This window comes from Kitasatospora sp. NE20-6 (genome assembly GCF_045862635.1).
In genome coordinates, this window is sequence record NZ_BPRL01000007.1 from 211,124 (window position 1) to 228,428 (window position 17,305).

Below are 17,305 nucleotides of genomic sequence, written 5' to 3' on the forward strand. Positions count from 1 at the left end.
GCGCGGTGTGCCGGGTCAGAGCGCGGCGGCCCTGACCTGGGTCTTCAGGGCGGCGTACAGCCAGGTGTGCGCGGAGCCCAGGGTCGGCTCCGCCGGGCCGGACGGCGGAGAGAGGAGCTCCCCGGTGAGGTCCCAGTAGCGTTCGACGACCGGGTCCGCGGTCTGCGCGAGCATGCCCGCCAGCCCGCGGCGGAACGCCGGGGTGTCCCGTGCGCCCCGCGCCTGCGCGTGGGCGGCGACGAAGCAGTCCAGCGAGCCGCCCTCCTGCGGCGGCCGCCGGCCCCGCAGGTCGTCGGAGGCCAGCGCGTACGCCTCACCGAGGCCCGCGTACAGGACGGCCGGACGGAACCCGTCGTCCGGCATGCGGGACGCGGGACGGCACTGCTCCTTGCCGAACTGCACGCCGCCCACCAGGACGTGCAGCCGGGCGAAGGCCAGCACCTGGGCGGGGGTCGGGTCGGCAGGAGGCTGCGGTACGGCCGACTCCAGGATCGAGGAGAGCAGCGGGGCCGGGAGCCGCGCAGGGAGCACCCGGCGCCAGAACCGGGCCAGCGCGTCCGAGCCGGGCGGCGCCGGGACGGCCCCGACCAGCCGCAGCAGACCGGGCCGCTCCTCGGGCGTGGCGTCGTGAACCAGCCGCAGGGCGGCCTCCTGCCAGCGGAGCGCGGCGAGCTGCGAACCGAGCTCCCGCAACTGCCTGGCCACGGCGTCCTCCAGCGCACCGCCGGAGGCGTCCTCGGCGGCGAGGATCCGGCCGACCTCCGGCACCGGCAGGTCGAGCGAGCGGAGCGAGCGGATCAGACGCAGCCGGTCGAGCGCCGGAGGACCGTACCGGCGGTGCCCGCCGGAACTGCGGGCCGCCTCGGGCAGCAGCCCGCGGTCGGAGTAGAAACGGACGGTCTTGACGGTGACGCCCGCCTGGCCGGCGAGCTCCCCGATGCTCCACAGGTCGTCGGAGACCACGGCTTGAACCTCCCTCAGGGGGAACTCCCACCGTACCCAGGAGCGCGGACGGGCAGCGAGACCCGCACCGCGGAGCCGGGGTGCGCGGGGAAGGGGACGGCCGTGACGGCATTCGTCCGGTCAGTGCGCCGTGCGCTCGTCGGTGCCGGGCACCTTCGCCGTGCTCAGCGCGATGCGGTTCCAGGTGTTGATCGTGAGGATCAGGGCCAGCAGCCGGGCCAGCTCCTCCTCGGTGAACTGCGCCGCGGCCGGGCCGTAGACGGTGTCGGGCACACCCGCCCGCCCCACGAGGGTGACCGCCTCGGTGAGCGCGAGCGCGGCCTGCTCCTGCTCGGTGAAGAAGTGCGCGGCGTCCTTCCAGACGGACACCATGTGCAGCCGCTCCTCGCTCTCACCGGCTTTGCGGGCGTCCGAGGTGTGCATGTGCAGGCAGTAGGCGCAGCCGTTGAGCTGCGACGCGCGGATCTGGACGAGCTCGACGAGGGCCGGGTCGAGACCCTCGCGGGCCGCGGCGTCGAGCCCGATCAGGGCCCGGAACGCCTTCGGGGCGGCTTTGGCGAAGTTCAGGCGGGCGATGGTGGTGGTGGTGGTGGCTGCGCCGGTGTTCGTCATGACCACGAATCTAGGCCCGGAAAGACCCCCGGTAGAGTGCACTTCCATGCCGGAATCCTGGGTCGATTCGGCCGAGCGCATCGGCCTCGACCTCCACCTGGCCCTCGCCGGACCGGGGAGCCGCCAGGCCGCCCTCACCCGGGCGCTGCGCGAGGCGGTGAGCGACGGCCGCCTGGCCCCCGGCACCCGCCTGCCGCCCTACCGCTCGCTCGCCGCCGACCTCGGCATCGCCCGCAACACCGTCGCCTCCGCCTACGCCGAACTCGTCGCCGAGGGCCGGTTCACCGCCCGCCAGGGATCCGGCACCCGCGTCGCCGACCGCGCCGCCCCGCCGAAGCCCGTCCGCGTGCCGGTCAAGGCGCCCGCCCGCAGGCCGGGGCCCCTGCACGACCTGCGGCAGGGACAGCCGGACGCCGCCTCCTTCCCCCGCACGGACTGGCTCGCCGCCGCCCGCCGCGCCGTCGGCTCCGCTCCCAACGAGGCCTTCGGGCCCGGCGACCCGCAGGGCCGCACCGAACTCCGCCAGGCCCTCGCCGCGTACCTGGCACGGGTCCGCGGGGTGCGTACGCTGCCCGACCGCATCGTCATCTGCTCCGGATTCGCCCACGCCCTAAGGCTGTTGTTCGGCGGCGCCGGGGGATCGGGCCGGGGCGTGCTGCGCGGCCCGCTGGCCGTCGAGGCGTACGGTCTCGGCTTCCACCGCGAGCTGCTCGCCCAGGCCGGCGTCACCGGCGTGCCGTTGACCGTCGACGAACGCGGCGCCCGCATCGAGGAGTTGGCCGACCACCGGGCCGTCCGGGCCGCACTCCTCACCCCGGCGCACCAGTTCCCCACCGGCGGCCCCCTGCACTCCGACCGCCGTGCCGCCGCCGTCGACTGGGCCCGTTCCCGGGGCGGCCTGCTCCTGGAGGACGACTACGACGGCGAGTTCCGCTACGACCGCGAACCCGTCGGCGCCGTCCAGGGGTTGGACCCCGAGCGGGTCGTTCACCTCGGGTCGGTCAGCAAGAGCCTCTCGCCGGCGCTCCGCCTCGGCTGGATGGTCCTGCCCGAGCACCTCGTCGACCGCGTCCTGGCCGTCAAGGGCGAACGCGAAGCCTGGGCCGGCACCCTGGACCAGCTCACCCTGGCCGAACTCATCACCTCCGGCCGGTACGACCGGCACGTCCGCCGGATGCGGCAGCGCTACCGCCACCGCCGCGACCGGCTCGTCGCCGCCCTCGCCGAGCACGCCCCGCACATCCGCGTCACCGGCATCGCCGCAGGCCTGCACGCCGTGCTGCGCCTCCCCGCCGGCACCGAGGCGGCGGCCCTCAAGGCCGCCGCCTGGCAGGGGCTCGCTCTCGACGGCCTCGGAGCCTTCCGTCACCCGCAGGCCGCCGGGCCGGCGCCCGACGGCCTCGTCGTGGGCTACGCCACCCCGCCGGACCACGCCTACGGCGCCGCCCTGGAGGCGCTCTGCCGCGCCCTCCCGCCTGCGTGAGCGTCCAGCGCCGGGGCCTTCCGGCTCTCCCGGGTCTTCCGGCTCTCCCGCCCGCCGCGCACCGGCGGCGCGCGGGCGGGAGGGAGAGTCGGGTGCGCCTAGCTCAGGGTCCGCAGCGCGGCCGCGTCGTACGGCTTCAGCTCGTCGAGCCGGCCGCCCAGCACCTTCGCCGCCCACTCCGGGTCCTGCAGCAGGGCGCGGCCCACCGCGACCATGTCGAACTCGTCGCGCTCCAGGCGGTCGAGGAGGTTGTCGAGGGCCCGGACGGGCGCGCCCTCGCCCATGAAGCCGCGGATGAAGTCGCCGTCGAGGCCGACCGAGCCGACGGTGATGGTGGGCCGGTCGGTGAGCTTCCTGGTCCAGCCCGCGAGGTTCAGGTCGGAGCCCTCGAACTCCGGCAGCCAGTAGCGGCGGGTGGAGGCGTGGAAGGCGTCGACGCCGGCCTCGGCCAGCGGCGTCAGGATCGCCGCCAGCTCCTCCGGGGTGTCGGCGAGGCGCGAGTCGTACGCCTCCTGCTTCCACTGCGAGTAACGGAAGATCACCGGGAAGCCGGGCGAGACCACCGCGCGGACCGCGGCCACGATCTCGGCCGCGAACCTCGTACGGGCCACGGGGTCGCCGCCGTAGGCGTCGGTGCGGCGGTTCGTCCCGGCCCACAGGAACTGGTCGAGGAGGTAGCCGTGGGCGCCGTGCAGCTCGACCCCGTCGAAGCCGATGCGCTCGGCGGCGGCCGCGGCCTCGGCGAACGCGCCGATGACGTCGTCGAGGTCGCCCCGGGTCATCGCCCTGCCGGTGCCCTCGGTGCCGTCGACACGGATGCCGGAGGGACCGACGGCCGGGGCGTCGGCGAACGGCGGCTCGCCCTGCTTGCGCACCATGCCGATGTGCCACAGCTGCGGCACGATCGTGCCGCCCGCCGCGTGGACGGCCCCGGCGACCTGCGCCCACCCCGCCAGCTGCTCCTCGCCGTGGAACCGCGGCACGCGGTCGCTCTGCCCGGCCGACTCGTGGCCGACGTACGTCCCCTCGGTGACGATCAGGCCCACGCCCGCGGCGGCGCGCCGGGCGTAGTACGACCGCACGTCCTCCCCGGGCACACCGCCCGGGGAGAACATGCGCGTCATGGGGGCCATCGCGATGCGGTTGGGAACGGTCAGGCCGTTCAGCGCGACGGGCCGGGACAGGAGGGCGGCCGCGCGGGAGGCGGAGGATGCAGCGACGGTCATGGGTGGTCCTCGCAGGTACGGACGGTATGTGCACGTGCATTGAATGTACGGGTGCCAACCGTTCGGGCCGCCGTGGCATTTCGTCCACCCGGCGAACCGCCCTGTGATCCCGGACACGCGCCCCGGGGTGGGGCGGCTTCGACCGTACGGCCCCGCCGGCCGCGGTGAGGCCCCGGCTACACCCGCGCCTCCCGGGCCGCCCGGAGGAACCGGTCGCCCCACTCGCCGATCCGGTCGAGCAGCTCGGGCGGCCCGACGACGTGGAAGTCCGCACGGACCGAGCCGAGCGCCATCATCGGCCAGTCCAGGGAGTCGGCGGTCATCCGGACCCGGCAGCGCCCCGCGTCGACCTCCTCGACCGTGCTCCACCGGCCGATCCGCTCACGCACGGCCGCGGCCGGAGCGTCCACCACGGCCTCCACCCGGTACGGGCGGGGCATGGTCGTGAGCCCGGCCCGCACGAAGGCGGCGGCATCGGCAGCGGGCAGGTCACGCGGTCTGAAACGCGTGCCGGCACCCTGCGGCACGGCGAGACGGTCGAGCCGGAACGTGCGCCAGTCGTGCCGTCCGAGGTCGTACGCGACCAGGTACCAGCGGCGGCCGAGGCAGACCAGCCGGTGCGGTTCGACGTGCCGATCCGCGCGGCGCCCGTCGGCGGCGGTGTAGGAGAAGCGGAGCTGCTCGGCATCCCGGCAGGCCAGTGCCACCACCGTCAACTCGTCCGGATCGACGCCCGAGGGGGCCGACCCGCCCCAGTCGGTGCGCACGGTCATCGCCCGCAGCGCGTCGACCCGGCGCCGCAACCGCGGCGGCATCACCTGCACCACCTTGGCCAGCACCCGGACCGAAGCCTCCGCGATGCCCTCCACCGGGCCCTCCGCGGCGGCCTGCAGGCCGACCGCGAGCGCCACCGCCTCCTCGTCGTCGATCACCAGCGGCGGCAGCACCGCACCCGCGGCGAGCTGGTAACCGCCGGCGACACCGCGCTGCGCCTCGACCGGGTAGCCCAGCTCACGGAGCCGGTCGATGTCGCGGCGCAGGGTACGGACCGAGACGTCCAGCCGGTCGGCCAGCTCGTCGCCCGGCCAGTGCCGGTGTGTCTGGAGCAGGGAGAGCAGTCGCAGCGTGCGGTTGCTGGTGTTCGCCATGGCTCCGATCATCCCGGGATTCAGGCCGGAAAGTGACCGCTGTGCCTCATAGCGTGGACCTTGTCCGACGGAGCAAGAACGACGAAGGCGGAGACCATGAGCGAGACCCTGACCGTCAGCGAGTCGACCACCGGCGCGCAGGCCACCGACACCCAGGCCACCGACACGCGGACGGCGACCGGCGAGCGCGCCGACCTGCTGGTGGCCCTGGCCAAGCAGCGCCACTTCCTGCGCTTCACCACCCGCGACCTCACCGACGAGCAGGCCGCGCTGCGGACCACCGCCAGCGCGCTCTGTCTGGGCGGCCTCGTCAAGCACGTCGCCTCGGTGGAGCGGGCCTGGGCCGCCTTCATCCTGGACGGCCCGTCGGCGATGCCCGACTTCGCCGCCATGACCGAGGCGGACTTCGCCCGTCGCGCCGACGAGTTCCGGCTGCTGCCCGGGGAGACGCTCGCCGGTGTCCTGGCCGACTACGAGGAGGCCGCCCGCCGGACCGACGACCTGGTCGCCGCCCTGCCCGACCTCGGCGCCACCCAGCCGCTGCCGAAGGCCCCGTGGTTCGAGTCCGGTGCGGAGTGGTCGGCCCGCCGCGTCCTGATGCACATCGTCGCCGAGACCGCCCAGCACGCCGGCCACGCAGACATCATCCGCGAGTCCCTGGACGGCGCCAAGAGCATGGGGTGAGTGCGGCCGCCCCCGGCGTGCCGCGTACGGCGAAGGCCCGGACCGCCGTGCGGTCCGGGCCTTCGTCCGGCGCTCACCCCGGAGTCCGTGCGGTCCGTGGTGGTGCGGTGCGGTCCGTGGTGGTGCGGTCCGGCGCGCTACGCGGTTGCCGGGATGCCGCCCGACCGCAGTGTGAGCAGCGTGATCTCGCTCGGTGCGAAGACCCGGAAGGGCGGCCCCCAGAAGCCGGTGCCCCGGCTGGTGTAGAGCTGGGTCCGCTCCCCGTGCCGGCTCAGACCGTGCACCACCGGCTGGTCGATCCGGACGAGGAAGTTGAACGGCCAGATCTGGCCGCCGTGGGTGTGCCCGGAGATCTGCAGGTCGATGCCGGCGGCCGCGGCCTGCGGCACGTACTTGGGCTGGTGGGCGACCAGCAGGACCGGGCGGGCCGGGTCCGCCCCCGCCAGTGCGCCGTGCAGGTTCGCGCGGTGTCCGGCCAGGCCGGAGGACTCCGCGGTCACGTCGTCCACGCCCGCGAGCACGAGGGCGTCGCCGTCGCGCTCCACCACGACATGGCGGTTGTGCAGCGGCTCCCAGCCCAGTTCCGCCATGCGGTCCAGCCAGCCCTGGGCCTCCCCGGAGTACTCGTGGTTCCCCGTGACGTAGACCTTGGCCAGCCGCGACCGGATCGTTCCGAGCGGCGCGGACTGCTCCCGGCGCTGGCCGGGGGTGCCGTCGGCGATGTCGCCGGCGTGGACCACGACGTCCGCGTCGAGCGCGTTGACCGCCTCGGCAACCCGCGCCGACCAGTCCGCCCGGTCGATCGGCCCGTAGTGGGTGTCGGCCAGCACGACGACACGGGTTCCGTCCAGGCCGCCGCCGAGTCGCGGGACGTGGACGTCCAGCCGCTTCACCCGGGGCACGCGCATGGCCTCGTGGTGCCCCCAGGCCAGCAGCCCGGCGGAGACCACGGCGACGGACACGGCGACGGTCCTGGCCCGGCCGGCGCCGCCGACGTCGAGCCCGGTCAGCACGAGGTCCACCAGGCCGCCCAGCACCGACCAGGTGAAGAGCACCCAGATCATCCCGAGGGTGGTGTCCGCGACGCGCGCGGCCCGGTCGTTCCGTCGTGACCCGTGGCCCGCGGCCATCAGGAAGGGGAAGGAGGCCGCCCAGGCGGCGAGGACCGCCGTGCCGGCCAGGACGACCGGGAGCGGCCAGTCGGCGCCGGAGCCGAACAGCGTCCACCACGGCGGGAGGCACAGGACCACGAGGACGAGGACGGCCACGGCCAGCCGCCGGCCCGTGGACCGCCGACGCCCTGTCCTCCTGCCCGGGGCCTCGGCGCCCGGTACCTCGGCGCCCGGTACCTCGGCGCCCGGTGGAGGTACCGCCCCGGCCTCGGGCCCAGCGGTGTGCACGGCGGTCTCCGGCCCCGACCCGATCGATTCACTGTCTGTCACTGCGCGCCCCTCGTCTTCGCTGTCCCCATCATCCGGCACGCGGTGACCGTCGGAGCCGTCCGGGTCCGGACCGGACCGGGTCCGGAGCCGTCCGGTCCGGACCGTCCGGAGGCCCGACGACGGTGCTGTCGCCGTCCCGGGCTACGCGGGCATCACGCCGTGGATACGGGAGATGGTGAACATGCGCTCGTCGTCCCGCAGGTGGCACCAGGCGTGGAGGTAGGGGGCGTCGAGTTCGAGCCGGCTGAGGGTGCGGACGGTCGTGCTGCCCGAGGTGGCGACGTACTCGATCGTGATCGGCTGGCCCTTGTCGACGGCGTGGGTCAGTTGGCGGACATCGGTGAAGGTGAGGTTGCGCGCGTACCCGGCGATGATCTCCTCGGTGTCGCTGGCGTAGGGGCGGCCGTCGTGCGGGTCGGGCTCCGCGAGGTCCTGCGGGGCGTTCAGGAGCCGGGCGGCGAGGGCGTGCAGGTCGACGGCCGTCCCCGCGTCCGCGGTGGGGGCCTCCGTCCGCTGCTTGCGGGACCTGCCGCCGGGCAGGCGCGGGGACGGGACGGGGCTCGCCGCACGGTGGCGCCGGGCCCGTTCGATCCGGACGGATCCGTCGGGCTTCTCGGCGACCGGGGCGTAACCCGCGGCGCGCAGCGCCGTGAGGGTCTTGTCCGCCGGGGCCCGGCTGATCAGCACCGTCGGTGCCAGCTGTCGCAGGCCGAGCGGGACGAGTCTGCGGTGGGCGGCCAGTTCCGCCAGGAGAGCGGGCTCCTGGCCGTGGATCACACAGGCGGCGGAGACGACGCGTACCCGGCCGTGGCTGCGCGCGGTGTCGTGGATCAGGTACGAGAGCGGCTGGGGAAGCGACTCGACGGCGACGGCGGCCAGGTCGGCCGTGAGGTCGTCGGGGGTGAGGCCCGCGTCGATGGCGCGGCGGACGCTCCCCGGGCTGAACCGCCACACGGACGCCGCACCGGCGGTCTCCCGGTCCGCGACGGAGTCCAGCAGCGCGAGGAGGTGCGCCGACGGCGTACCGGCGACCACGGCCGTGAGGTCGCTGCCGAAGCGGGCGGTCCCGCTGGCGGCGGGCAGCAGCCGCCGGCAGACGTCGGTCAGAGCTTCGGCGTCGTCGGAGAGCAGGGCGGCCCCGATCGGGGACACGGCCCCGCGGGCGAGTGCGCCGAGCAGTTCCGCCTCCCGGATCAGGGTGGCGAACGGCGTGGCGTCCTGGGGGAGTTCGTCGACAAGCGGGCGGAGCCATGCGAGCAGCGCCCCCAAGTCCGCCGAGTTCGCCACGCCTTCGTCGGCCGGCAGTTGCGATGCGGCGGCGAGCAGCCCGTGCCGGGCCTGTACGCAGTCTCCGCAGGGTGGTGCCCCGGCGAGTGCCGGCAGGGCCTTCCCGTCCTCGTCGCGGCTCCCGCCAGGGGTCAGCGGAAGTGCCCACCACGTTCGGAGCAGCACGGCGAGCTGGTCGGCCGGTTCCTGCCCGGCCCAGGTGTCGTAGGTCGCTGTCGCCGCGACCCGGTCGCCGTCCCGGGCCAGCAGCCCGGCCGCGCTTGCCGCCTCCAGCACGAGGCGTACCAGGATCTCGTCGCACTGTGCCGCTCTGCCGATCCGGGAGAGCTCGCGGGCGCCGACCCCGCCGGCCTTGAGCCGGGCCGGGGGAGCGGCGGCGCACACCCCGAGGACGGACACGGCGTGGGCGGCGAACGCCATCGAGGCGGCCGCGGCCTCCCGTTCGACGTCCGGGACGGTGGCGGGCACCGACCGCACGCCGGGCGGGACGGGTGTGAACGGGGCGTGCCAGTCGGAGCCGCGCAGCGCGAGTGCCACCTCCGCGGACATCCGGGCCGGCCCGTACCGGTGCCGGTCCCGGATCAGCAGCCCCCGTTCCACCGCCCATCGTTCGCCGGGCTCGGAGTCCGTCTGCGAAGCCCCGAACATGATGAAGCCCGGCCGTTCCGGAGCCTCACGTGCCCGCCGCTCAAGGAGTTTCCGGGTGGCCGCGGGCGCCTTGGCCACCAGCGTGGCGACCCGGGCCGGATCGCTGTGATGGCCGACCAGCGCCGCCAGCCGGGCCTCTTTTCTGCCGGCGACAGGTGCGACGTCGATTTTCGCCAGCATGCGGCCCAGCTCGTCGGAGGTCGAGCCCGCGAGCAGTCGCACGAGCGGTGCGTCGAGCCCCAGGGGCGAGCCCCATACGTCCCGCAGCGGCGCAGCCGTGCGCAGCAGGCCGTTGCCGTCCGGCCACACCAGGGCGTGATCCGCCAGCGTCTCCAGGACGGCGGCCAGTTCGTGGGCGCGTTCACCGTGCGTCGCGTCCAGGAAGCCTGACAGATCGTCCCGTGACGCGGCCGGCAGTGCGGCGAGGGCCTCCGCCACCTGCAGGCACGGCAGCGCGAGCCGGGGCAGGACCAGCGCCACTGACGCCGGGCGCTGAAGACGGTCCGCCAGTTCACCGACCGACCGCGGCTCCGGAGCCGACGCGGCGTCCGGACGCGCCGCCAGGACCCGCTCCAACCCGGCCGCATCGAGACCGCGCAGCCATGAGGCCGGCGCCGATCCGCTCTTCTTGCCGATGGGGACACCTCACCACGTAGGAGGACGGCCGCGCCCTGTCGAAGACCGGCCCGGAGCACCAGGATGACGTACCAACAGAGGCGGGAAAGACGGAGATCGTTCCAACCTGCTGCGGACCGGTCGGCCGAGCGGCGATCGAACCTGGCCGGACGCGTCGAACGGAACCGCGACCGGAAACGACGAAGGCCCGGACCGCGTGATGCGGTCCGGGCCTTCTGTCGGCGGAGGATACGAGATTCGAACTCGTGAGGGGTTGCCCCCGACACGCTTTCCCATTCTCCCGAACGCTGTCCGTCGAGGTTCACGCCCGCTCTGACCTGTGGTGGAGTGGTTTTCGCGCTGGGGTCGGACAGTCCCGAACCCCGATGGATGAGACCGGAACTGATACCAGGACGGGCTCAGACCGCGTGCGGCGTGAAGGCGACGGTGGAGGTGTCGCCGTCCAGGGCGATGTTCAGCGACGCGTCCAGCGCCTTGGCGAGGCGGGCCAGCAGTGGCAGCGTGGGGACGGTGCCGCCGAGCTCGAGTTTCGAGATCTGGGGCTGGGTCATGTTGGCGCGCTTGGCGAGTTCCGTCTGGGAGATGCCCAGCGCTGTCCGGCGGTCGTGGACTGCCTGTCCGAGGTCGAAGGCCATTCGGATCTCCGTGCGCATGGCTTCGACCTCAGGCGGTTCATTCTGGCCTTCGGTGATCGCGCGCTCGCGGGTGAGCTTCCAGCGAGTGTGGTTCATCGGGCTTCTCCCCTCGTCATGGTGCGGCTGAACTCGTCGTGTGCGGTGTGCCGTTCGTTCTCGCAAGTCTTCCTGGCCTGTTTGGCGCGATCCACCTCGGCGTCCTCGCGCATTTTGGTCTTGCGGAAGACGGTCAGGAGGACGATTCTCCGGCCTGGTGCGAGCCAGTAGGTCAGGCGAATTGCCTGACTGTCGTGGCCGAGCATGAATCGCAGCTCGCGCAGGCCGTCGCCAAGGTGGCGGGCATACGGCTCGGAGAGGGTGGTGGGGGCGTCGAGCAGCCGCTCGGCGGCGTGCTCCGCCTGGAGGTAGTCACGATCGGACAGGTTGTCCAGCCAGTGCCGGACTTCCGGTTCGATCTCGATCTCCCACCCAGCATCCATACAATCGACTGTATAGATAGTCGAGTGTATGGGCAAGTGTCCGGCGGGGGCGTCGCGAGCAGGTCGGCCCGGAGGGGGAAGTGCTGGCATCAGGGCGCGAAGACGACGAAGGCCCGGACCGTCGAAACGGTCCGGGCCTTCTGCCGGCGGAGGATACGAGATTCGAACTCGTGAGGGGTTGCCCCCAACACGCTTTCCAAGCGTGCGCCCTAGGCCTCTAGGCGAATCCTCCGTGGGAGAGCTTAGTACATGTCGAGGGGTGCTCGCGAACCACTGTCCCGGAGGTGTCCGCAGGTGGCTGCCTGCGGATCGGAGAGCGGGGTGGGTGGCTGGCTGCGGGTCCGGGATCCGCTACTCTTGGGGCAGCCCCTCGTGCGGCGCTATCTCTCTGAACTCCCCCAGGGCCGGAAGGCAGCAAGGGTAGGAGGGCTCTGGTGGGTGCACGAGGGGTCCTTGCGTTCCCGGGCCCGGCGCGACGGCCGGGTCGGGTGGGCGGGGCGCCGCGTTTGTCGGCCGGTGCCGATAACCTCGGTGGCGTGTCCCTAGCCCTGTACCGCCGCTATCGCCCCGAGACCTTCGCGGAGGTCATCGGGCAGGAGCACGTGACCGCCCCGCTCCAGCAGGCCCTGCGTAACAACCGGGTCAATCACGCCTACCTCTTCAGCGGGCCGCGCGGCTGCGGCAAGACGACGAGTGCCCGCATCCTGGCGCGCTGTCTGAACTGCGCGGAGGGCCCCACGCCGACGCCGTGCGGCGAGTGCCAGTCGTGCCGCGACCTGGCGACGGGCGGCCCGGGTTCGATCGACGTGATCGAGATCGACGCCGCCTCGCACGGTGGCGTGGACGACGCCCGTGAGCTGCGGGAGCGCGCGTTCTTCGCGCCGGTGCACAGCCGGTACAAGATCTTCATCCTGGACGAGGCGCACATGGTGACCTCGGCCGGCTTCAACGCGCTGCTGAAGGTGGTGGAGGAGCCGCCGGAGCACCTGAAGTTCATCTTCGCCACGACGGAGCCGGAGAAGGTGATCGGGACGATCCGCTCCCGCACCCACCACTACCCGTTCCGTCTGGTGCCGCCGGGGACGCTGCGCGACTACCTCACCGAGGTCTGCGGCCGCGAGGGCATCCAGGTCGAGGATTCGGTGTTCCCGCTGGTGGTGCGGGCGGGTGCCGGTTCGGTGCGTGACTCGATGTCGGTGATGGACCAGCTGCTGGCCGGCGCGGACGAGGGCGGCGTGACCTACCCGATGGCGACCGCGCTGCTCGGGTACACCGACTCGGCGCTGCTGGACGAGGTGGTCGACGCGTTCGCGGCGCAGGACGGCGCCACGGTCTTCCAGGTGATCGACCGCGTCGTGGAGGGCGGCCACGATCCTCGGCGTTTCGTGGCGGACCTGCTGGAGCGGCTGCGTGACCTGGTGATCCTGGCCACCGTGCCGGACGCGGGGGAGAAGGGCCTGCTCGACGCCCCGGCCGACCGGGTCGCGATCATGCAGGCGCAGGCGGACGGCTTCGGTGCGGCCGAGCTGAGCCGGGCCGCCGACCTCGTGAACACCGGCCTGACGGCGATGCGCGGGAACGCCGCGCCGCGGCTCCAGCTGGAACTGATCTGTGCCCGGGTGATGCTGCCCGGCGCGTACAGCGACGAACTCTCGCTGCAGGCGCGGCTCGACAAGCTGGAGCGGCGTGCGTCGGCCGGCGGTTTCGCCGCGGCCGGGCCGGGCGTCCCGGGGGCCCCTGCCATGGCACCGGCCCCGGTCGCCCAGGCCCCGGCGGCAGCGGCCGCCTCCGGCTTCGCGGCCCCGGCCCACCCGACCTATCCGGCCCCCGCGGCAGCCCCCGCCGCCCAGCCCGCAGCGGTCCCCGCTCCGGCCTCTACCCCGGCGCCCGCTCCGGCGCCCGCCGCGGCCCCTGGTGCGTGGCCGATCCCGCGCAGCTTCCCCGCCCCGGGCGGCGCCGAGGCGTCCGCCGCCGCACCGGTCCCCGCTCCCGCCCAGCCCGCGGCCCCCGCTCCGGTGGCCGCGGCCGTTGCGCCTGCCCCGGTGGCGTCGCCGACGCCGGGCGGCGCGCAGCCGTCCGCGGCGGCCCAGCAGGGCGCCGGGCAGGTCCGGCAGATGTGGCCGCAGATCCTGGAGGCGGTGAAGAACCGCCGGCGCTTCACCTGGATCCTGCTCAGCCAGAACGGCCAGGTCGCCGGGTTCGACGGCAGCGTGCTGCAGGTGTCGTTCATCAATGCGGGCGCCCGCGACAGTTTCGTCGGCAGCAACAGCGAGGAGGTGCTGCGGCAGGCGCTCGCGGACGCCCTCGGGGTCGACTGGCGGGTCGAGTGCATCGTCGACCCGTCCGGCGGTTCGGCGGCGGCTCCGGCCGCGCCCGCGCCGTCGGGCGGTGGCTGGGGTGCTCCGCAGGCTCCCCGTCCGGCTCCCGCCGCGGCTCCCGCGTACCAGGCGCCGGCCGCCCCGCCGGTGCAGCAGCCCGCGCCGGCACAGCCGCAGCGTCCGGCGGGGCCGGGTTCCGCGGCGCAGCCCGTGCAGGCCGCTCCGGCGCCCGTTGCCGCGCCGTACCAGCCCCCGCAGCCGCCGCCGGTGGCTCCGGAGGACGACGTGCCGGAGGACGACGATCCCGACCTCACGGAGGAGGCGTTCTCCGGTCAGGAGCTGATCATCCGCGAGCTGGGGGCGACGGTGCTGGAGGAGGTTCACCACAACGGCTGACCCGGTGTGGCGGCCGGTGCCGCCGCGTAGGCTCGGTGGCGACGATGTCGTGCACAGGCAGGAGTAGAGCCGTGTTCCCTGGTGGCCAGCCCAACATGCAGCAGCTGCTGAAGCAGGCGCAGAAGATGCAGGAGGAGCTCGGCAAGGCTCAGAAGGAGCTGGCCGAGACGAAGGTGTCGGGTTCGGCCGGCGGCGGCCTGGTCGAGGCGACGGTGACCGGCGCCGGCGAGCTGGTCGCGCTGGCGATCGCGCCCGCCGCGGTCGACCCCGAGGACACCGAGACGCTGGCCGACCTGGTGCTGGCCGCGGTGCGTGACGCCAACGCGGCGGCGCAGAAGATGCAGGCCGAGCGGATGGGCCCGCTGACGCAGGGCCTCGGCGGCGGCATCCCGGGGCTTCCGTTCTGACGCTGCCGACCGGCGGCGGGACGCAGCGTAGCCGTCCGGGCCGGAGCTGTGTGATTTATGGGTGAGTCGGGCGCCGGACGGTGTGTCCGGCGCCCGATTCGTTGGATGATGGCCCCGGGCGTCGGCCCGGGGCACTGGGCACCGGGCCGCGGCCCGGCCGAAGGAAGGCGTGACGTGTACGAGGGCGTGGTTCAGGACCTGATCGACGAACTGGGCAGGCTGCCCGGCGTCGGGCCCAAGAGCGCGCAGCGGATCGCCTTCCACGTCCTGCAGGCCGACCCGGTGGACGTCCGGCGGCTGGCGCACACGTTGATGCAGGTGAAGGAGCGGGTGCGGTTCTGCGTGGTCTGCGGCAACGTCGCGGAGGCCGAGCAGTGCCGGGTCTGCCTGGATCCGCGGCGCGACCTCGCGGTGATCTGCGTGGTCGAGGAGCCGAAGGACGTCGTGGCGGTCGAGCGGACGCGGGAGTTCCGTGGCCGGTACCACGTGCTGGGCGGCGCGATCAGCCCGATCGAGGGCGTCGGTCCGGACGACCTGCGGGTCCGCGAGCTCATGGTGCGGCTCGCCGACGGCACGGTCACCGAGCTGATCCTGGCCACCGACCCCAATCTGGAGGGGGAGGCGACCGCGACCTATCTGGCCCGGCTCTGCAAGCCGATGGGCCTGAAGGTGACCCGGCTGGCGAGCGGTCTGCCCGTCGGCGGGGATCTGGAGTACGCCGACGAGGTCACCCTCGGCCGGGCCTTCGAAGGGAGACGACTGCTCGATGTCTGACCACAGTGACACCACCCGTACCAGCGAGCCCGACGACTTCGCAGTGCAGATCGCCGACTCGGTGGAGAGCTTCGTGCTCGCCGTGACCGAGGTGGCGAAGGGCGACGAGCCGGGCAGTGCGATCTCGCTGCTGCTGCTGGAGGTCTCGCAGCTGCTGCTGGCCGGCGGCCGGCTGGGGGCCGTCGACGACGTGCTGCCGGAGGACCGCTTCGAGCCGGACACCGGTCCGGAGCCGGACGGTGTCGAGCTGCGGGAGCGCCTGGCCGAGCTGCTGGCGCCGATCGACGTGTACCACGAGGTCTTCGACCCGTACGGGCCGCCGGAGAAGCCGAGCGCCTTCCGGATCTCGGACGATCTGGCGGGTGTGGTGGCCGAGCTGCGGCACGGGCTGGTGCACTACCGCGAGGGCCGGATCAGCGAGGCGCTGTGGTGGTGGCAGTTCTCGTACCTGTCCAACTGGGGTTCGACGTGCACGGCGGTGCTGCGTGCGCTGCAGTCGCTGATCGCGCACGTGCGGCTGGACAGCCCGATCGGGGCGGCGGTGGACGGTGCGGACACCGACGACGACGGTCTGACCGACGAGCAGCTGGAGCAGCAGGCGGGCGACCTGATGGCCGCCGAGCTGGGGCTGTGACGAAGGATTCACCAGATCTGCACAACGTGAAATCCGGGACCGGGCCGACCCCGGTCCCGGATTTTCTTCTGGCCACCGCCGGTCCGCCCGTAGACCTGCCCGTTCCGGCTGTTCACCAGGCGATACGGTCGTCTCATCATATGGAGAAGGCCGGACGGCGCGGCCGTGCTCGATAGACTGACCGTGACCGCACAAGGGGGCCACCACCCCCGAAACGACACAAGTCGAGGAGCGCACGTGGGCCTTGTCGTGCAGAAGTACGGCGGCTCATCCGTTGCGGATGCCGAGGGCATCAAGCGCGTCGCCCGACGGATCGTCGACACCAGGAAGGCCGGCCATGAGGTCGTCGTCGTGGTGTCCGCGATGGGAGACACGACGGACGAGCTCATCGAACTCGCGGAACAGGTGACCCCTATTCCGTCCGGCCGTGAGTTCGACATGCTGCTGACCGCAGGAGAGCGCATCTCCATGGCCCTGCTGGCCATGGCGATCCGAACGCTGGGCTTCGACGCCCAGTCCTTCACGGGCAGCCAGGCCGGAGTCATCACCGACTCCACCCACAACCGGGCGCGCATCATCGACGTCACGCCCGGTCGCATCCGCAACGCCCTCGACGAGGGCAACATCGCGATCGTGGCCGGCTTCCAGGGCGTGTCGCAGGTCAGCAAGGACATCACCACCCTGGGCCGCGGCGGCTCCGACACCACGGCCGTCGCCCTGGCGGCGGCGCTCGGCGCCGAGGTCTGCGAGATCTACACCGACGTGGACGGCGTCTTCACCGCCGACCCGCGCGTGGTGAAGAAGGCCCGCAAGATCGACTGGATCGCCTTCGAGGACATGCTGGAGCTGGCGTCGTCCGGCTCCAAGGTGCTCCTCGACCGCTGTGTCGAGTACGCGCGCCGCTACAACATCCCGATCCACGTCCGCTCGTCGTTCTCCGGTCTGCCGGGGACTATCGTGAGCGGCGTCAACCCCAACAAGCCCGAAGGGGGCGAGATGGAGCAGGCCATCATCTCCGGAGTCGCCCACGACACGTCCGAGGCCAAGATCACGGTCGTCGGCGTGCCGGACAAGCCGGGCGAGGCGGCCCGCATCTTCCGCGCCATCGCGGACGCCGAGGTCAACATCGACATGGTGGTGCAGAACGTCTCCACCGCGTCGACCGGCCTCACCGACATCTCCTTCACCCTGCCGAAGGCGGACGGCCAGAAGGCCATCGACGCCCTCGGCCGGGTCAAGGACGGCATCGGCTACGAGTCGCTGCGCTACGACGACGCCATCGGCAAGCTCTCGCTCGTCGGCGCCGGCATGCGCTCCAACCCCGGCGTCACCGCGACGTTCTTCGAGGCGCTCTCCGAGGCGGGGGTCAACATCGAGCTGATCTCGACCTCCGAGATCCGCATCTCGGTCGTCACCCGCTCCGAGGACATCCCGGAGGCCGTGCGCGCCGTGCACACCGCCTTCGGCCTCGACACGGACACCGACGAGGCCGTCGTCTACGGCGGCACCGGCCGCTGACACCGGCACCGGGTG

General features: G+C 73.3%; 15 protein-coding genes, 1 tRNA gene and 1 other RNA gene. 8 read left to right on the plus strand and 9 right to left on the minus strand.

The genetic code is table 11. The annotated features are described in order from the left end of the window. Positions 1-15: 15 nt before the first annotated feature. Positions 16-963 carry a MerR family transcriptional regulator gene (locus tag SNE206_RS09340; RefSeq protein ID WP_407912902.1) on the minus strand — a complete coding sequence of 316 codons (948 nt, stop codon included), beginning with the start codon at positions 961-963 and terminating at the stop codon, positions 16-18. A 120-nt stretch (positions 964-1,083) separates the two neighbouring features. Beyond that, positions 1,084-1,575, minus strand: a complete 492-nt coding sequence (locus tag SNE206_RS09345; RefSeq protein WP_407912903.1) for a carboxymuconolactone decarboxylase family protein — start codon at positions 1,573-1,575, stop codon at positions 1,084-1,086. Positions 1,576-1,621: 46 nt separating this feature from the next. On the opposite strand from SNE206_RS09345, the gene SNE206_RS09350 reads away from it, so the two are divergent. Next, positions 1,622-3,058: a PLP-dependent aminotransferase family protein gene (locus SNE206_RS09350; protein ID WP_407912904.1), complete on the plus strand. Its 1,437-nt coding sequence runs from the start codon at positions 1,622-1,624 to the stop codon at positions 3,056-3,058. A 98-nt stretch (positions 3,059-3,156) separates the two neighbouring features. Here SNE206_RS09350 and SNE206_RS09355 read toward each other — a convergent pair whose 3' ends face one another. Together SNE206_RS09355 and SNE206_RS09360 are read right to left on the minus strand one after the other, a co-directional pair. Further along, positions 3,157-4,284, minus strand: a complete 1,128-nt coding sequence (locus tag SNE206_RS09355) for an NADH:flavin oxidoreductase (RefSeq protein WP_407912905.1) — start codon at positions 4,282-4,284, stop codon at positions 3,157-3,159. 176 nt (positions 4,285-4,460) lie between these two features. Then, entirely contained in the window at positions 4,461-5,432 is a 972-nt protein-coding gene (locus SNE206_RS09360; protein ID WP_407912906.1) for a helix-turn-helix transcriptional regulator, read from the minus strand. Between the two features lie 96 nt (positions 5,433-5,528). Between SNE206_RS09360 and SNE206_RS09365 the strand changes: the two genes are divergently transcribed. Continuing rightward, positions 5,529-6,116: a DinB family protein gene (locus SNE206_RS09365; protein ID WP_407912907.1), complete on the plus strand. Its 588-nt coding sequence runs from the start codon at positions 5,529-5,531 to the stop codon at positions 6,114-6,116. Positions 6,117-6,253: 137 nt separating this feature from the next. Here SNE206_RS09365 and SNE206_RS09370 read toward each other — a convergent pair whose 3' ends face one another. The 5 genes from SNE206_RS09370 to SNE206_RS09390 all read right to left on the minus strand — a co-directional run bounded on the left by SNE206_RS09370 (position 6,254) and on the right by SNE206_RS09390 (position 11,475). Beyond that, complete coding sequence (locus tag SNE206_RS09370; protein WP_407912908.1) at positions 6,254-7,384, minus strand: metallophosphoesterase; 1,131 nt, start codon at positions 7,382-7,384, stop codon at positions 6,254-6,256. A gap of 315 nt (positions 7,385-7,699) precedes the next feature. Continuing rightward, positions 7,700-9,973 carry a helicase C-terminal domain-containing protein gene (locus SNE206_RS09375; protein ID WP_407912909.1) on the minus strand — a complete coding sequence of 758 codons (2,274 nt, stop codon included), beginning with the start codon at positions 9,971-9,973 and terminating at the stop codon, positions 7,700-7,702. 554 nt (positions 9,974-10,527) lie between these two features. Then, positions 10,528-10,860: a helix-turn-helix domain-containing protein gene (locus SNE206_RS09380; RefSeq protein WP_407912910.1), complete on the minus strand. Its 333-nt coding sequence runs from the start codon at positions 10,858-10,860 to the stop codon at positions 10,528-10,530. Further along, the gene (locus SNE206_RS09385; RefSeq protein WP_407912911.1) at positions 10,857-11,243 is read right to left on the minus strand and encodes a type II toxin-antitoxin system RelE/ParE family toxin; all 387 of its coding nucleotides are present in this window, start codon (positions 11,241-11,243) and stop codon (positions 10,857-10,859) included. Before SNE206_RS09385 ends, SNE206_RS09380 begins: the two co-directional genes overlap by 4 nt. 147 nt (positions 11,244-11,390) lie before the next feature. Then, a tRNA-Ser gene (locus SNE206_RS09390) sits at positions 11,391-11,475 on the minus strand. 132 nt (positions 11,476-11,607) lie between these two features. Between SNE206_RS09390 and ffs the strand changes: the two genes are divergently transcribed. The 6 genes from ffs to SNE206_RS09420 all read left to right on the plus strand — a co-directional run bounded on the left by ffs (position 11,608) and on the right by SNE206_RS09420 (position 17,290). Beyond that, positions 11,608-11,698: signal recognition particle sRNA small type (gene ffs / locus SNE206_RS09395), an RNA gene on the plus strand. 81 nt (positions 11,699-11,779) lie between these two features. Then, positions 11,780-13,957: a DNA polymerase III subunit gamma and tau gene (locus SNE206_RS09400; protein WP_407912912.1), complete on the plus strand. Its 2,178-nt coding sequence runs from the start codon at positions 11,780-11,782 to the stop codon at positions 13,955-13,957. Between the two features lie 44 nt (positions 13,958-14,001). Continuing rightward, complete coding sequence (locus SNE206_RS09405; protein WP_407912957.1) at positions 14,002-14,364, plus strand: YbaB/EbfC family nucleoid-associated protein; 363 nt, start codon at positions 14,002-14,004, stop codon at positions 14,362-14,364. 174 nt (positions 14,365-14,538) lie between these two features. Next, positions 14,539-15,138, plus strand: coding sequence for a recombination mediator RecR (recR, locus tag SNE206_RS09410; protein WP_407912913.1), 600 nt, complete (start codon positions 14,539-14,541; stop codon positions 15,136-15,138). Further along, positions 15,131-15,772, plus strand: coding sequence for a DUF5063 domain-containing protein (locus SNE206_RS09415; protein ID WP_407912914.1), 642 nt, complete (start codon positions 15,131-15,133; stop codon positions 15,770-15,772). Before recR ends, SNE206_RS09415 begins: the two co-directional genes overlap by 8 nt. A gap of 237 nt (positions 15,773-16,009) precedes the next feature. Next, entirely contained in the window at positions 16,010-17,290 is a 1,281-nt protein-coding gene (locus SNE206_RS09420; RefSeq protein ID WP_405012551.1) for an aspartate kinase, read from the plus strand. The last annotated feature ends 15 nt before the right edge of the window (positions 17,291-17,305 follow it).

Excerpts from the sequence above, each read along its gene's own strand:
- SNE206_RS09345 (WP_407912903.1), bottom strand. The coding sequence starts at position 1,575 with ATGACGAACACCGGCGCAGCCACCACCACCACCACCATCGCCCGCCTG.
- SNE206_RS09405 (WP_407912957.1), top strand. The coding sequence starts at position 14,002 with ATGTCGTGCACAGGCAGGAGTAGAGCCGTGTTCCCTGGTGGCCAGCCC.
- SNE206_RS09385 (WP_407912911.1), bottom strand. The coding sequence starts at position 11,243 with ATGGATGCTGGGTGGGAGATCGAGATCGAACCGGAAGTCCGGCACTGG.
- SNE206_RS09355 (WP_407912905.1), bottom strand. The coding sequence starts at position 4,284 with ATGACCGTCGCTGCATCCTCCGCCTCCCGCGCGGCCGCCCTCCTGTCC.
- SNE206_RS09360 (WP_407912906.1), bottom strand. The coding sequence starts at position 5,432 with ATGGCGAACACCAGCAACCGCACGCTGCGACTGCTCTCCCTGCTCCAG.
- SNE206_RS09350 (WP_407912904.1), top strand. The coding sequence starts at position 1,622 with ATGCCGGAATCCTGGGTCGATTCGGCCGAGCGCATCGGCCTCGACCTC.
- SNE206_RS09380 (WP_407912910.1), bottom strand. The coding sequence starts at position 10,860 with ATGAACCACACTCGCTGGAAGCTCACCCGCGAGCGCGCGATCACCGAA.
- SNE206_RS09365 (WP_407912907.1), top strand. The coding sequence starts at position 5,529 with ATGAGCGAGACCCTGACCGTCAGCGAGTCGACCACCGGCGCGCAGGCC.
- SNE206_RS09415 (WP_407912914.1), top strand. The coding sequence starts at position 15,131 with ATGTCTGACCACAGTGACACCACCCGTACCAGCGAGCCCGACGACTTC.